Source organism: Streptococcus sp. 1343, assembly GCF_013277355.1.
Lineage (GTDB): Bacteria > Bacillota > Bacilli > Lactobacillales > Streptococcaceae > Streptococcus > Streptococcus pseudopneumoniae.
In genome coordinates this window covers 1-13,783 of sequence record NZ_VMMT01000077.1, presented here as the reverse complement: position 1 = coordinate 13,783, position 13,783 = coordinate 1, and the positions used below count along the sequence as shown (strand labels likewise).

The following is a 13,783-nucleotide window of genomic DNA, read 5'->3' as shown; positions in this document are numbered from 1 at the left end:
ATATGGAAGTCGCTTAGCTCTAGGGAGTTTAGCTCAGCTGGGAGAGCATCTGCCTTACAAGCAGAGGGTCAGCGGTTCGATCCCGTTAACTCCCATTTTAGCGGGTGTAGTTTAGTGGTAAAACTACAGCCTTCCAAGCTGTTGTCGCGAGTTCGATTCTCGTCACCCGCTTTGAACTTTGTTCTTTGTACCAAGTTTTAACTTGGGCGCGTAGCTCAGGTGGTTAGAGCGCACGCCTGATAAGCGTGAGGTCGGTGGTTCGAGTCCACTCGTGCCCATAGTGTTTAGTCCATTACTAGAGAATTGAAACATTATCTTTTCACTAAGAGGACACGGGTTTGTTCCCGTATAAACTATTTTGGAGGATTACCCAAGTCCGGCTGAAGGGAACGGTCTTGAAAACCGTCAGGCGTGTAAAAGCGTGCGTGGGTTCGAATCCCACATCCTCCTTTTATATTAACGCGGGATGGAGCAGCTCGGTAGCTCGTCGGGCTCATAACCCGAAGGTCGTAGGTTCAAATCCTGCTCCCGCAATAAGGCTCGGTAGCTCAGTTGGTAGAGCAATGGATTGAAGCTCCATGTGTCGGCGGTTCGATTCCGTCTCGCGCCATTTATATATTTTGGAAGGGTAGCGAAGAGGCTAAACGCGGCGGACTGTAAATCCGCTCCTTCGGGTTCGGGGGTTCGAATCCCTCCCCTTCCATTTTACGGGCATAGTTTAAAGGTAGAACTAAGGTCTCCAAAACCTTCAGTGTGGGTTCAATTCCTACTGCCCGTGTTAATAGAATTATGGCGGGTGTGGTGAAGTGGTTAACACACCAGATTGTGGCTCTGGCATGCGTGGGTTCGATCCCCATCACTCGCCTATTTTATATTATTGGGGTATAGCCAAGCGGTAAGGCAAGGGACTTTGACTCCCTCATGCGTTGGTTCGAATCCAGCTACCCCAGTTACTATTTGCCGGCGTGGCGGAATTGGCAGACGCGCTGGACTCAAAATCCAGTGTCCGCAAGGACGTGCCGGTTCGACCCCGGCCGCCGGTATAGTATAGCGTTAGGAACGTAGTTAATCTTCGTTCCTTTTTTGTATTATTTTTGGTATAATAGTAGTTATTCAAATTTTATTTAGATTAAGAAAGTGTAGGGGAGTATGTCTTGTTCTATCGATTTATTAAAACATCGGTATTTGAAAAATATTAAAGAAAATCCTGAATTGTTTGTCGGAATTGAGTTGGAGTATCCTGTTGCAAGTTTAGAAGGGGATGCTACAGATGTTGAAGTTATAAAGGATCTATTTCATTATTTAGTTTCTACTTTGGATCTCACCGTAGCAAAGGTAGATGATTTTGGCAATCTGATCCAGTTAGTAGATCCGATAAGTCAGGATGCTATTTTGTTTGAAGTTTCCTATACTACGATTGAATTTGCGTTTGGTAAGGTTAAAGAGATTCAAGAGGTAGAGAATCGTTTTAATAATTATATGAATGTAATTCAGAGAAAATTAAGTGAATCAAATCATGCTATTGTTGGCTGTGGCATTCATCCTAACTGGGATAAGAATGAGAACTGTCCAGTGGCTTATCCACGCTATCAGATGTTGATGGATTATTTGAATTTGAGTAGAAATATTATTAAATCAGATTTACATCATTTCCCTGAATATGGTACTTTTATCTGTGGGAGCCAGGTTCAGCTGGATATTTCAAAAACCAACTACTTGCGGGTGATTAATGCTTTTACTCAAATTGAAGCGGCTAAGGCTTATGTATTTGCCAATTCTGAGTTTACAGGTGCGGATTGGGATACAAAAATTTCAAGGGACATCTTCTGGGAAGAATCGATGCATGGCATCTATCCAGAGAATGTTGGGGTTAATACTAGACTTTTTGATGATGAAGATGATTTTTTTGACTATCTCGATCATTCTGCGATTTTTACTGCGGAACGTGATGGACAAACCTATTATTTTTATCCCATTCAGGCTAGGGACTATTTGGCTACATCTGAAATCCAAGCATATGCTCTTAATGGGGATGAGATTCTTATTTACCCTCAAGAGAAGGATTTTGAAACTCATCGTAGTTACCAGTACCAAGACTTAACGACTCGAGGAACAGTTGAGTTTCGTAGTGTGTGTACTCAGCCTCTAGATAAAACCTTCGCTTCTGCTGCCTTTCACTTGGGATTATTAGTTAATTTAGATAAGTTAGAAGCTTACTTAGAAACAGCACCTTTCTTTAAAGAATTTGGGCGAAATTATAAATTTTTAAGACGACAATTTTCTAAGAAAAAGCTTACAGATCAGGAAGAAACTGCGATTATTGGATTTTCCAAAGACTTACTCCTGCTAGCCGAGGAAGGACTGAAGATGAGAAATAAGAAAGAAATGACCTACCTACAGCCTTTGAAAGAAGAATTGAGCCTATAATTTCTCTTACTAAAGGGAGAATTTTCTGAAAAATCATGATATAATGGAAGAGACTATAGATAAAGGATAGAGAGTAATGACATTAGTTTATCAATCAACGCGTGATGCCAACAATACAGTAACTGCTAGCCAAGCTATTTTGCAAGGTTTGGCGACGGACGGCGGTTTGTTTACACCGGTTACTTATCCAAAGGTAGATTTGGACTTTGACAAATTGAAAGCTGCTTCTTATCAGGAAGTTGCTAAGATTGTTTTGTCAGCATTTTTAGATGACTTTACAGCTGAAGAGTTGGACTACTGTATCAACAATGCCTACGATAGTAAATTTGATACTCCAGCTATAGCGCCTTTGGTGAAATTAGACGGTCAATACAATTTGGAACTGTTCCATGGATCAACGATTGCCTTTAAGGATATGGCCTTGTCTATTTTGCCATACTTTATGACAACAGCTGCTAAGAAGCATGGTTTGGTGAACAAGATTGTCATCTTAACAGCGACATCTGGTGACACGGGGAAAGCTGCTATGGCGGGGTTTGCGGATGTGCCTGGTACTGAAATTATCGTCTTTTATCCAAAGGATGGTGTCAGCAAGGTTCAAGAGTTGCAAATGACCACTCAGACTGGTGACAATACTCATGTTATCGCTATTGATGGTAACTTTGACGATGCTCAAACAAATGTGAAGCATATGTTCAATGATGTGGCTCTTCGTGAAAAATTAGCGGCCAACAAGTTGCAATTTTCATCTGCTAACTCTATGAACATTGGTCGTCTGGTACCACAGATTGTTTATTATGTTTATGCCTATGCTCAGTTGGTCAAGACTGGTGAGATTGAGGCTGGTGATAAGGTCAACTTCACGGTACCAACAGGAAACTTTGGAAATATCTTGGCTGCCTTTTATGCCAAACAAATCGGCCTCCCAGTTGGCAAACTAATCTGTGCTTCAAATGACAACAATGTTTTGACAGACTTTTTCAAGACACGTGTTTACGATAAGAAACGTGAGTTTAAGGTAACAACTAGTCCATCTATGGATATTTTGGTGTCTTCAAACTTGGAGCGCTTGATTTTCCATCTTTTGGGAAATGATGCGGTTAAGACAGCTGAACTCATGAATGCTTTGAATAGCCAAGGTCAATATGAGTTGACTAATTTTGATGCAGAGATTTTGGACCTCTTTGCAGCTGAATATGCGACTGAGGAAGAAACGGCAGCAGAAATCAAGCGTGTTTATGAGTCAGATTCTTATATCGAGGATCCACATACAGCGGTTGCCTCAGCAGTTTATAAGAAATACCAAGCTGCTACTGGCGATGCGACTAAGACAGTGATTGCATCAACAGCTAGTCCCTACAAGTTCCCAGTGGTTGCAGTAGAAGCTGTAACTGGGAAAGTTGGCTTGACTGACTTTGAAGCCTTGGCTCAATTACATGAAATCTCAGGCGTTGCAGTGCCACCAGCAGTTGATGGCCTTGAAACAGCTCCTGTTCGTCACAAGACAACAGTGGCAGCTACTGATATGCAAGCAGCGGTTGAGGCTTATCTAGGACTTTAAGACAGAGGGAGTAAACTCGGTTGGGAAACCAACTGAGTTTCTTTTCATCAGGAGGAAGGATTGTTTAAGAAAAATAAAGACATTCTTAATATTGCCTTGCCAGCTATGGGCGAAAACTTTTTGCAGATGCTCATGGGGATGGTGGACAGTTATCTGGTAGCCCACTTGGGCTTGATAGCTATTTCGGGTGTATCAGTAGCTGGTAATATTATTACGATTTATCAGGCGATTTTCATCGCTCTGGGAGCTGCTATTTCCAGTGTTATTTCAAAAAGTTTGGGGCAGAAGGATCAGTCTAAGCTAGCCTATCATGTGACTGAGGCCTTGAAGATTACCTTACTATTAAGTTTCCTTTTAGGAGCTTTGTCCATCTTCGCTGGGAAAGAGATGATAGGACTTTTGGGGACGGAGAGAGATGTAGCTGAGAGTGGTGGACTCTACCTATCTTTGGTAGGAGGGTCGATTGTGCTCTTGGGGTTGATGACTAGTCTGGGAGCCTTGATTCGTGCAACGCATAATCCACGTCTGCCCCTCTATGTTAGTTTTTTATCCAATGCCTTGAATATTCTCTTTTCCAGTCTAGCTATTTTTGTTCTAGATATGGGAATAGCTGGTGTTGCTTGGGGGACTATTCTGTCTCGTTTGGTCGGTCTTGTGATTTTGTGGTTACAATTAAAACTTCCTTATGCGAGGCCAACTTTTGGACTGGATAAAGACTTACTGACTTTGGCAATACCAGCAGCTGGAGAGCGACTTATGATGCGGGCTGGAGATGTAGTAATCATTGCCTTGGTTGTGTCTTTCGGGACAGAGGCAGTGGCTGGAAATGCAGTCGGGGAAGTTTTGACCCAGTTTAACTATATGCCTGCCTTTGGTGTGGCTACAGCAACAGTCATGCAAGTGGCTCGAGCGGTTGGAGAAGATGATTGGAAAAGAGTCGCTAGTTTGAGCAAGCAAACCTTTTGGCTCTCTCTGGTCCTCATGTTGCCCTTGACCTTCAGTATCTATGCTTTGGGTATACCACTAACTCATCTCTATACAACTAATTCTCTAGCGGTGGAGGCTAGTGTTCTAGTGACACTTTTTTCACTACTTGGAATCCCTATGACGATAGGAACAGTCATCTATACAGCAGTCTGGCAGGGTTTGGGCAATGCTCGGCTTCCCTTCTATGCGACAAGTATAGGAATGTGGTGTATCCGCATTGGAACAGGGTATCTGATGGGGATTGTTTTTGGTTGGGGCTTGTCTGGTATTTGGGCAGGAACTCTCTTGGATAATGGTTTTCGCTGGTTATTTCTACGCTATCGTTACCAGCGCTATATGAGCTTGAAAGGATAGGAAATGCAAAAAACAGCTTTTATTTGGGATTTAGACGGGACTTTATTGGACTCTTACGAAGCGATTTTGTCAGGAATTGAGGAAACTTTTGCTCAGTTTGCTATTCCTTATGATAAGGAGCAGGTGAGAGAGTTTATCCTCAAGTATTCGGTGCAAGATTTGCTTGTGCGGGTGGCAGAAGATAGAAATCTGGATGTGGAAGTGCTAAATCAGGTGCGTGCCCAGAGTTTGGCTGAGAAGAATACTCAAGTAGTTTTGATGCCAGGTGCGCGTGATGTGCTAGCTTGGGCAGACGAATCAGGAATTCAGCAGTTTGTTTACACTCATAAGGGGGACAATGCTTTTACCATTCTCAGAGACTTGGGTTTGGAATCTTATTTTACAGAGATTTTAACCAGTCAGAATGGCTTTGCGCGTAAACCTAGTCCAGAAGCGGCTAACTATCTGATAGACAAGTATCAGTTGAATCATGATACTACTTATTATATAGGGGATCGGACTCTGGATGTGGAATTTGCCCAGAATAGTGGGATTCAAAGTATCAACTTTTTAGAGTCGACTTATGAAGGAAATCACAGGATTCAAGGGTTAGCAGATATTCCTTACATTTTTGGGGATTGGGAACGATAAGATTGTGTCAGTTTTGTGACAGAGACCTAACAAACTGTTTCAAGTAACCGAGTTTGTTACAAGGAACAGACAGTTCTGTTAAATAGGCCCGAGAGGGCTTTTTTTCTGCTCTTTTTGTGTTATGATAGACAGGTATTCATTTGAAAGGAATTTGAAAGAATGAAGAAAAGAATATTATTAGCCTCAACGGTAGCCTTGGCATTTGCCCCAGTATTGGCAACCCAAGCAGAAGAAGTTCTTTGGACTGCACGTAGTGTTGAGCAAATCCAAAACGATTTGACTAAAACGGACAACAAAACAAGTTATACCGTTCAGTATGGTGATACCTTGAGCACTATTGCAGAAGCCTTGGGTGTAGATGTCACAGTTCTTGCGAATTTGAATAAAATCACTAATATGGACCTGATTTTCCCAGAAACTGTTTTGACAACGACTGTCAATGAAGCAGAAGAAGTAACGGAAGTTGAAATCCAAACTCCTCAAGTAGATTCTAGTGAAGAAGTGACAACTGCGACAGCAGATTTGACAACCAATCAAGTGACCGTTGATGATCAAACTGTTCAGGTTGCAGATCTTTCTCAACCAATTGCAGAAGCTCCAAAAGCAGTAGAAACTACAAGTACAAAAGAAGTAGCAACAAGTTCAGAAGTTACAGAGACAGTGACTGCTTCGGAAGAAGCGACACCATCTACAGGAACTTCTGTCCCAGAGGAGCAAACAGCCGAAACAAGTAGTGCAGTTGCAGAAGCAGCTCCTCAGGAAATGACTCCAGTTGAGAAAGAGGAAACACAAGCCAGCCCTCAAGCTGCTTCAACAGTGGCACCAACTACAACTCCAGTAGAAGAAAAAGCAACCGAAACAACTGCAATAAGTTCAGAAGAAGCAAGAGAAGCCTCATCAAATGAATCTACAACAGCAGTTTCTACTTATCAACCAGGAGAGAAGAAAACAGTTTCAACAACTTACGCGGCTCCAGCTGCGCCCGATTATGCTGGACTGGCAGTAGCGAAATCTGAAAATGCAGGCCTTCAACCACAAACAGCTGCCTTTAAAGAAGAAATTGCCAACTTGTTTGGTATTACATCCTTTAGTGGTTACCGTCCAGGAGACAGTGGAGATCACGGAAAAGGTTTGGCTATCGACTTTATGGTACCAGAAGGATCAGAACTAGGGGATAAGATTGCGGAATACGCTATTCAAAATATGGCCAGCCGAGGAATTAGTTACATCATCTGGAAACAACGTTTCTATGCTCCATTCGATAGCAAATATGGGCCAGCTAATACTTGGAACCCAATGCCAGACCGTGGTAGCGTGACAGAAAATCACTATGACCACGTTCACGTTTCAATGAACGGATAAACCAGACTTGGTAATATCATTTTGACGAATGAGATCTAGCTTTCATGATAGGAAGTAAGTCTCGTTCGTTTTTTTCTTTGTCATACTCTTCGAAAAATAAATGCAAACCACGTCAGTTTTATCTGCAACCTCAAAGCTGTGCTGTGAGCAACCTACGGATAGCTTCCTAGTTAGCTCTTTTATTTTCATTGAGTATCAATTTGAATGGAAAATGGAAAGTTAGCATCTAGTAATGACTCAAGCAACATTCTTGTAATCTATTTTACTTTATATTATACCTGATTAGTCAACTATTGATAGATTAATTTAAAGGAGAAAGAAATGCTAGAGATTCAAGATTTACTGTATCAACTCCGCTTGTCTGAGCAAGCGAGTACGCAATTGTTTGAAAAAAGGCTTGGGATTAGTTTGACACGGTATCAGATTTTATTATTTTTGTTGAAGCATTCCCCTTGTAATCAAATAGCGGTTCAGGAGAGTTTGAAGATTGATCAGGCTGCTTTGACACGGCATTTTAAGATTTTAGAAAAGGAAGGTTTGGTGGAGCGTCATCGTAATCCTGAAAATCAGCGAGAAGTCTTGGTAGAGGCTACGAAGTATGCCAAGGAGCAGTTAGTGATGAATCCACCTCTGCAGCATATCAAGGTTAAGAAAGAGATGGAAAGTATCTTAACAGAGTCTGAGAGAACAGAATTCAGCCGTTTATTAAACAAATTGGTTTTGAGCATTGAAAATATAGAAATTTAAGGAGAAATAGATGTCAATTATTACAATTATTTTAGCAACAATCGTTGCTTTGGAGCATTTTTACATTTTTTATTTGGAAAGTATTGCAACGCAATCAGAAGCGACTAGTCGTGTCTTTAACATGGACAGGGAAGAACTAGCTCGTCCGTCGGTAAGTTCACTGTTTAAAAATCAAGGGATTTATAATGCTCTGCTAGGAGTCTTTCTCCTGTATGGGATTTATTTCTCACAGAATTTAGAAATTGTGACTATTTTTGTTTTATTTGTGATTGGTGCTGCGGCTTATGGCTCTCTCACAGCAGATAAGAAAATTATTTTGAAGCAAGGTGAGCCAGCTATTTTAGCCTTGATTAGTATTTTTCTCTTTAAATAAGTTCAAAGGTCAATCTTAGTCTCGCTAGTCCTTTTCACTCCGGAATAAGGGAAATATGTTATACTTGTTTTTAAGAAAAAGTCTCATTGAATTTGTTTTGAGGAGTTAGAAATGAAAGTATTAGTGACAGGTTTTGAGCCCTTTGGAGGGGAAAAGGTTAATCCAGCTTTGGAGGCCATTAAAGGTTTACCAGCTGAAATCCATGGTGCTGAGGTCCGTTGGTTAGAAGTGCCAACAGTCTTTCACAAATCGGCTCAAGTATTGGAAGAAGAGATGAACCGCTATCAACCTGACTTTGTCTTTTGTATTGGCCAAGCAGGTGGAAGATCTAGCTTGACGCCTGAACGAGTGGCTATAAATCAAGACGATGCACGCATTCCTGATAATGATGGTAATCAACCGATTGACCTTTCCATTCGCCAAGACGGTGCTTCGGCCTACTTTAGTAGTTTACCGATTAAAGCGATTGTTCAAGCTATAAAAAAAGAGGGCTTGCCGGCCTCTGTTTCCAATACGGCAGGGACTTTTGTCTGCAACCATTTGATGTATCAGGCCCTCTATTTGGTAGAAAAGAAATTTCCACATGTTAAGGCAGGTTTTATGCATATTCCTTATATGATGGAATAGGTGGTGAATCGACCTACAACTCCAGCTATGAGTTTAGTGGATATTAGGCGAGGGATAGAAGCGGCAATCGGAGCCATTATAGAACATGGAGATCAGGATCTCAAGTTGGTAGGCGGAGAAACTCATTGATAGAAAAAAGCTTGAGGGAAAACCTTCAAGCTTTTGGACGTTTTCGAGCCAATACTGCTCGGTAAAAAATCATTTTATTAATTAATTTGAATGTAGGGTAGGAGTGAAAAACTAGCCCTACCAGGGGTAGTTTAGTTGGTATTTTTTACTAAGTGCTGCTCTAAGTACTGCTCTATAAAAGCTGATTTTAGTACATTGGATATAAGGTAGGAGTAAAAAACTAGCAATGCCAAAGGTAATCCAATTGAGGAAGTACCAAGGAAGAAGCTGTAAATCTAGGACAAAGTGCTGGAACTTGTAGCCCTTCATAAAGGAACGGCTAGTTTTTAGGATTCGTCTTGGTGAGGCCTGTCCTAGGTCTAGACTATAACAGAGAAGAAATTCCACCTGTGAATAGGCATAATACTGTGGAATATAGAGGATATTTCCTACAATGATCAAGATGAGACTTGCAAGAAAGTAGAGTCCAAAGACCATGAGGAAACGCTCGGTTTCAACTGATGAGAGATCTAGATTTGGAAACTCAGGATGTAGGGTGACGAATTTTTGGGCTAAAAAGCTACTATAAAAGAGGAAGTAAATCCCAAGTAAATTAGGGATACTCCATAAAAAGAGATAGAAACGTTTGAGAAGTAGGGTCAAAAAGGTTTGAGAAAAGCGCTCCTCATCAAAGAGAGCTAGGCTGTTTTTTACAGATGGCTCCGTTTTAGAATCTTTCATGAGTGTCAGGGTTGCATAGACGGAACTGGTCAAAAGAATAGTCCCGATAAAGGAGACTAGTAGAGGAAAGAGGTAGGCTTGAAGTATTTGACCAAGTATGCTGAAAAATGGCTGTTCTAAAACAGTCACGTGGATCCGAGATAAGGGATTAAGAAAACCAGATAAGATGACCAGCATACTGGGAAGGATATAGAGGAGAAAGAGACGGGGGGTGTCAGCCTGAAAATGTTTTGACTCCTGACGAATTGTTTTTAAATCAATTTTTGGATAGTTCATTCTCTTATTATACCATAGTTCGTGACAGTTCCAGCTTTTTTTGATAAAATCATACAGTATGCCCTTGGGTACAAAGTATGAACTGGGACTGTCTTTCCCAGCTTCGGAGGTAAAAAATGTCAGATTCACCAATCAAATACCGTTTGATTAAGAAAGAAAAACATACAGGAGCTCGTCTGGGAGAAATCATCACTCCCCACAGCACCTTCCCAACACCTATGTTTATGCCAGTTGGGACTCAAGCCACTGTCAAAACTCAGTCGCCTGAAGAATTGAAGGAGATGGGTTCGGGAATTATCCTGTCAAACACCTATCATCTCTGGCTTCGTCCTGGAGATGAACTTATTGCTCGCGCAGGTGGTCTCCACAAGTTCATGAATTGGGACCAGCCTATCTTGACAGATAGTGGTGGTTTTCAGGTTTATTCCTTAGCAGATAGCCGTAATATCACAGAAGAAGGAGTAACCTTTAAAAACCATCTCAATGGTTCCAAGATGTTCCTATCGCCAGAAAAAGCTATCTCTATTCAGAATAATCTAGGCTCAGACATCATGATGTCCTTTGACGAATGTCCTCAGTTTTATCAACCTTACGATTACGTTAAGAAATCAATCGAGCGTACCAGTCGTTGGGCTGAGCGTGGTTTGAAGGCTCACCGTCGTCCGCATGACCAAGGGTTATTTGGGATTGTGCAGGGGGCAGGATTTGAAGACCTGCGTCGCCAATCGGCTCATGACCTTGTCAGCATGGATTTCCCAGGCTACTCTATCGGTGGCTTGGCAGTAGGAGAAACCCACGAAGAGATGAATGCGGTTTTGGACTTCACAACCCAACTGCTTCCTGAAAATAAACCTCGCTATTTGATGGGTGTCGGAGCGCCAGATAGCTTGATTGATGGGGTCATTCGTGGGGTGGATATGTTTGACTGTGTCTTGCCGACTCGTATCGCTCGTAACGGGACTTGTATGACCAGTCAGGGACGTTTGGTTGTCAAAAATGCCCAGTTTGCTGAGGACTTTACGCCACTGGATCCTGAGTGTGATTGCTACACATGTAAGAACTACACACGCGCCTACCTTCGTCACCTACTCAAAGCTGATGAAACCTTCGGTATCCGCTTAACTAGCTACCATAATCTTTACTTCTTGCTTAACCTGATGAAGCAAGTGCGACAAGCCATCATGGATGACAATCTCTTGGAATTCCGTGAGTATTTTGTGGAAAAATATGGCTATAATAAGTCAGGACGCAATTTCTAAAACGGAATAGATATAAGCTAAAAATCCTAAGTTTTCTCTTAGGATTTTTCTTCTTTTTTTGATAGAATAAAGTGTATAATGAAAGGGAGAATAAACTCGTATGCGCATTAAATGGTTTTCCTTGATTAGGATTACAGGTTTACTACTGGTACTCTTGTATCATTTCTTTCAGACCATCTTTCCTGGAGGATTTTTCGGGGTAGATGTCTTTTTCACATTTTCAGGTTTCCTGATTACGGCTCTACTCATCGAAGAGTTTTCTAAAAATCATGAGATTGACTTGATTGGATTTTTTAGGAGACGCTTTTATCGGATTGTGCCACCTGTGATTTTGATGGTCTTGGTAACCATGCCCTTTACCTTTCTAGTTCGCCAAGATTATGTGGCTGGAATTGGGGGTCAGATTGCGGGTGTTTTAGGCTTTATGACTAACTTCTATGAACTGCTAACAGGTGGGAGTTATGAATCTCAGTTCATTCCTCATTTGTTTGTTCATAATTGGAGCTTGGCCGTTGAGGTTCACTACTATATTCTTTGGGGATTGGCAGTTTGGTTCTTATCCAAACAGTCCAAATCAAATGGTCAGTTGAGGGGAATGGTTTTTCTCTTATCAGCTGCTGCCTTCTTGATCAGCTTCTTCTCCATGTTTATTGGTAGTTTTCTAGTGACCTCTTATTCCTCTGTTTACTTCTCCAGTTTAACTCATGTCTATCCATTCTTTTTGGGAAGTATCCTAGCAACGATTGTAGGCGTTCGTCAGACGACTTCCCTCGTCAAGCAGTTGGATAAAATCTGGGATTTACGCAAGACCCTTTTGGTTTTTGGAGGAGGTTTTGGCTTCTTACTCATTTTGACCTTCTTTGTCAAATTTACCTATCTTTTTGCCTATCTTATGGGCTTCTTACTTGCTAGCCTTGCAGCTCTTGCTATGATTCTGGCGGCGCGTGTCTTACATGAAAAGACACATCATATACAAGAGACAAAGATGATTAGCTTTTTAGCGGATACTAGCTATGCAGTTTATCTCTTCCATTGGCCTTTCTACATCATTTTCTCACAGTTGACCTCAAATCTTCTTGCTGTGTTATTAACTTTGATTTTTTCTTATGGATTTGCCAGTCTTTCATTTTATGTATTGGAACCTTGGATTGCAGGCAAGAACACACCTATTTTACAAACTCTTCGTCCCCTGCCTTATATTCACACAATTCTTGCAACAAGTACGGGAATCTTGGCCTTCATTGTCTTCTTAGTGACTTTGTTGGCACCACAAGTGGGAGCGTTTGAGACAGACTTAACTGTCAATGGCTTGAAGCAAGCTGCTAGTACTATTGCCCAAACAAAAGTGATAGCAGAACGAGCAGAAGCTGATAGTTTAGGAATTGCTGATGGCACTATGTTAATTGGTGACTCGGTGGCTTTAAGGGCAAATACAGCCCTGCAGACAGCTCTTCCTGGAGCACAAATTAACGCGCAGGTCAGCAGAACAACCAAGACTGCCAATGAAATCATGATAAACAATAGCCAAAATAAATTTTTACCTAAGATGGTGGTCATTGCGACTGGGGTAAATAATCCTGAAAATTACAAGGAAGACTGGGACAGTATCGTGAAAAATCTTCCTAAGGGCCACCATATGGTTTTGGTGACTCCTTATGAGGGAGATAAGACAAAAGAGACCTATGCCATCGTTGAGAAGGCTGCTGCCTACATGAGAGAATTGGCAGAGAAGACACCTTACATCACGATAGCAGATTGGAATCAAGTTGCGAAAGAGCATCCAGAAATTTGGGCAGGAACAGACCAAGTCCATTTCGGAAGTGACACTAGCACTATTGAAGCAGGAGCAAAATTGTATGCAGATACGATTGCCACAGCCTTGAAGACAGCTCAAGACAAGCCAGTCAAATCAAAATAACGTGTATTAAAAAGAGAAGAGTTGGAGAAATCCAACTCTTTTAAAATATCGCATCTCTGTGCCTTTCTTGTGTTTGTGGTTGAACAACAAGTATAACACAGAGGTGTTTTCTTATGCCTACACTTTCAGCTAGTTGAACCATCTAATTTTTAGGAGGGCTGGGTGGCTAACTTCATTATAGAACTTTCATTTAGTAAATCGAACGTGAAAATGTCCCATTTGGTAGAATAGTCGTATGAAAAGTATCCAACTGAATATGAATGAAACGAAAAAATATCTGGTGATAAAAGCTATAGACCAAGGAAAGAAAACAAAGAAACGACCCTGTGTCGAACTGAATCTTTCTGAAAGACAAATCAATCGTCTGCTACTAGCCTATCAACAGAAAGGAAAAAAGCCTTCAGACACGGAAA

At 41.4% G+C, this 13,783-nt stretch carries 10 protein-coding genes, 11 tRNA genes and 2 pseudogenes; 22 read left to right on the top strand and 1 reads right to left on the bottom strand.

The features are described 5' to 3' along the window. The first annotated feature begins 22 nt into the window (after positions 1-22). The 19 genes and pseudogenes from HT709_RS10625 to pcp all read left to right on the top strand — a co-directional run bounded on the left by HT709_RS10625 (position 23) and on the right by pcp (position 9,197). Positions 23-95 (top strand) — tRNA-Val (locus tag HT709_RS10625). Between the two features lie 5 nt (positions 96-100). Next, positions 101-171, top strand: a tRNA-Gly gene (locus HT709_RS10620). A 33-nt stretch (positions 172-204) separates the two neighbouring features. Then, positions 205-278, top strand: a tRNA-Ile gene (locus HT709_RS10615). Between the two features lie 82 nt (positions 279-360). Further along, positions 361-450, top strand: a tRNA-Ser gene (locus HT709_RS10610). A 10-nt stretch (positions 451-460) separates the two neighbouring features. Next, positions 461-534: transfer RNA gene (locus HT709_RS10605), tRNA-Met, on the top strand. 3 nt (positions 535-537) lie between these two features. Continuing rightward, a tRNA-Phe gene (locus HT709_RS10600) sits at positions 538-610 on the top strand. A gap of 12 nt (positions 611-622) precedes the next feature. Next, positions 623-703, top strand: a tRNA-Tyr gene (locus HT709_RS10595). A 4-nt stretch (positions 704-707) separates the two neighbouring features. Continuing rightward, positions 708-778 (top strand) — tRNA-Trp (locus HT709_RS10590). A gap of 14 nt (positions 779-792) precedes the next feature. Continuing rightward, positions 793-865 (top strand) — tRNA-His (locus HT709_RS10585). Positions 866-878: 13 nt separating this feature from the next. Then, positions 879-950: transfer RNA gene (locus HT709_RS10580), tRNA-Gln, on the top strand. A gap of 9 nt (positions 951-959) precedes the next feature. Then, a tRNA-Leu gene (locus HT709_RS10575) sits at positions 960-1,043 on the top strand. 106 nt (positions 1,044-1,149) lie between these two features. After that, entirely contained in the window at positions 1,150-2,427 is a 1,278-nt protein-coding gene (locus HT709_RS10570; RefSeq protein WP_050223658.1) for a glutamyl-tRNA synthetase, read from the top strand. 76 nt (positions 2,428-2,503) lie between these two features. Next, positions 2,504-3,988 carry a threonine synthase gene (gene thrC, locus HT709_RS10565; RefSeq protein ID WP_050261063.1) on the top strand — a complete coding sequence of 495 codons (1,485 nt, stop codon included), beginning with the start codon at positions 2,504-2,506 and terminating at the stop codon, positions 3,986-3,988. A gap of 60 nt (positions 3,989-4,048) precedes the next feature. Next, positions 4,049-5,329 carry an MATE family efflux transporter gene (locus HT709_RS10560; RefSeq protein ID WP_119947241.1) on the top strand — a complete coding sequence of 427 codons (1,281 nt, stop codon included), beginning with the start codon at positions 4,049-4,051 and terminating at the stop codon, positions 5,327-5,329. Between the two features lie 3 nt (positions 5,330-5,332). Further along, positions 5,333-5,959 (top strand): HAD family hydrolase, encoded by a 627-nt coding sequence (locus HT709_RS10555; RefSeq protein WP_138706286.1) that lies wholly within the window; start codon positions 5,333-5,335, stop codon positions 5,957-5,959. 159 nt (positions 5,960-6,118) lie between these two features. Continuing rightward, entirely contained in the window at positions 6,119-7,321 is a 1,203-nt protein-coding gene (locus HT709_RS10550; RefSeq protein ID WP_172925755.1) for a LysM domain-containing protein, read from the top strand. 321 nt (positions 7,322-7,642) lie between these two features. After that, on the top strand, positions 7,643-8,068 hold the full coding sequence (locus tag HT709_RS10545) for a MarR family winged helix-turn-helix transcriptional regulator (protein WP_172925754.1): 426 nt from the start codon (positions 7,643-7,645) through the stop codon (positions 8,066-8,068). Positions 8,069-8,078: 10 nt separating this feature from the next. Beyond that, positions 8,079-8,441: a DUF1304 domain-containing protein gene (locus HT709_RS10540; protein WP_000022854.1), complete on the top strand. Its 363-nt coding sequence runs from the start codon at positions 8,079-8,081 to the stop codon at positions 8,439-8,441. Positions 8,442-8,552: 111 nt separating this feature from the next. Further along, positions 8,553-9,197, top strand: a pseudogene (gene pcp / locus HT709_RS10535) (pyroglutamyl-peptidase I). Between the two features lie 117 nt (positions 9,198-9,314). Here the strand turns inward: pcp and HT709_RS10530 are convergent. Further along, positions 9,315-10,193 carry a DUF975 family protein gene (locus HT709_RS10530; RefSeq protein WP_001108855.1) on the bottom strand — a complete coding sequence of 293 codons (879 nt, stop codon included), beginning with the start codon at positions 10,191-10,193 and terminating at the stop codon, positions 9,315-9,317. A gap of 116 nt (positions 10,194-10,309) precedes the next feature. Here HT709_RS10530 and tgt point away from each other — a divergent pair, with 116 nt between their 5' ends. The 3 genes and pseudogenes from tgt to HT709_RS11990 form a co-directional block, all read left to right on the top strand. Then, entirely contained in the window at positions 10,310-11,452 is a 1,143-nt protein-coding gene (tgt, locus tag HT709_RS10525; RefSeq protein ID WP_001285257.1) for a tRNA guanosine(34) transglycosylase Tgt, read from the top strand. A 100-nt stretch (positions 11,453-11,552) separates the two neighbouring features. Continuing rightward, positions 11,553-13,370 (top strand): acyltransferase family protein, encoded by a 1,818-nt coding sequence (locus tag HT709_RS10520; protein WP_001220862.1) that lies wholly within the window; start codon positions 11,553-11,555, stop codon positions 13,368-13,370. Between the two features lie 256 nt (positions 13,371-13,626). Next, positions 13,627-13,783, top strand: a pseudogene (locus HT709_RS11990) (ISNCY family transposase); the annotation flags it as partial.

Bases quoted from the DNA above. Each gene is read 5' to 3' on its own strand.
- HT709_RS10555 (WP_138706286.1), top strand. From the start codon at position 5,333: ATGCAAAAAACAGCTTTTATTTGGGATTTAGACGGGACTTTATTGGAC.
- thrC (WP_050261063.1), top strand. From the start codon at position 2,504: ATGACATTAGTTTATCAATCAACGCGTGATGCCAACAATACAGTAACT.
- HT709_RS10540 (WP_000022854.1), top strand. From the start codon at position 8,079: ATGTCAATTATTACAATTATTTTAGCAACAATCGTTGCTTTGGAGCAT.
- HT709_RS10570 (WP_050223658.1), top strand. From the start codon at position 1,150: ATGTCTTGTTCTATCGATTTATTAAAACATCGGTATTTGAAAAATATT.
- HT709_RS10545 (WP_172925754.1), top strand. From the start codon at position 7,643: ATGCTAGAGATTCAAGATTTACTGTATCAACTCCGCTTGTCTGAGCAA.
- tgt (WP_001285257.1), top strand. From the start codon at position 10,310: ATGTCAGATTCACCAATCAAATACCGTTTGATTAAGAAAGAAAAACAT.
- HT709_RS10530 (WP_001108855.1), bottom strand. From the start codon at position 10,193: ATGAACTATCCAAAAATTGATTTAAAAACAATTCGTCAGGAGTCAAAA.
- HT709_RS10550 (WP_172925755.1), top strand. From the start codon at position 6,119: ATGAAGAAAAGAATATTATTAGCCTCAACGGTAGCCTTGGCATTTGCC.
- HT709_RS10520 (WP_001220862.1), top strand. From the start codon at position 11,553: ATGCGCATTAAATGGTTTTCCTTGATTAGGATTACAGGTTTACTACTG.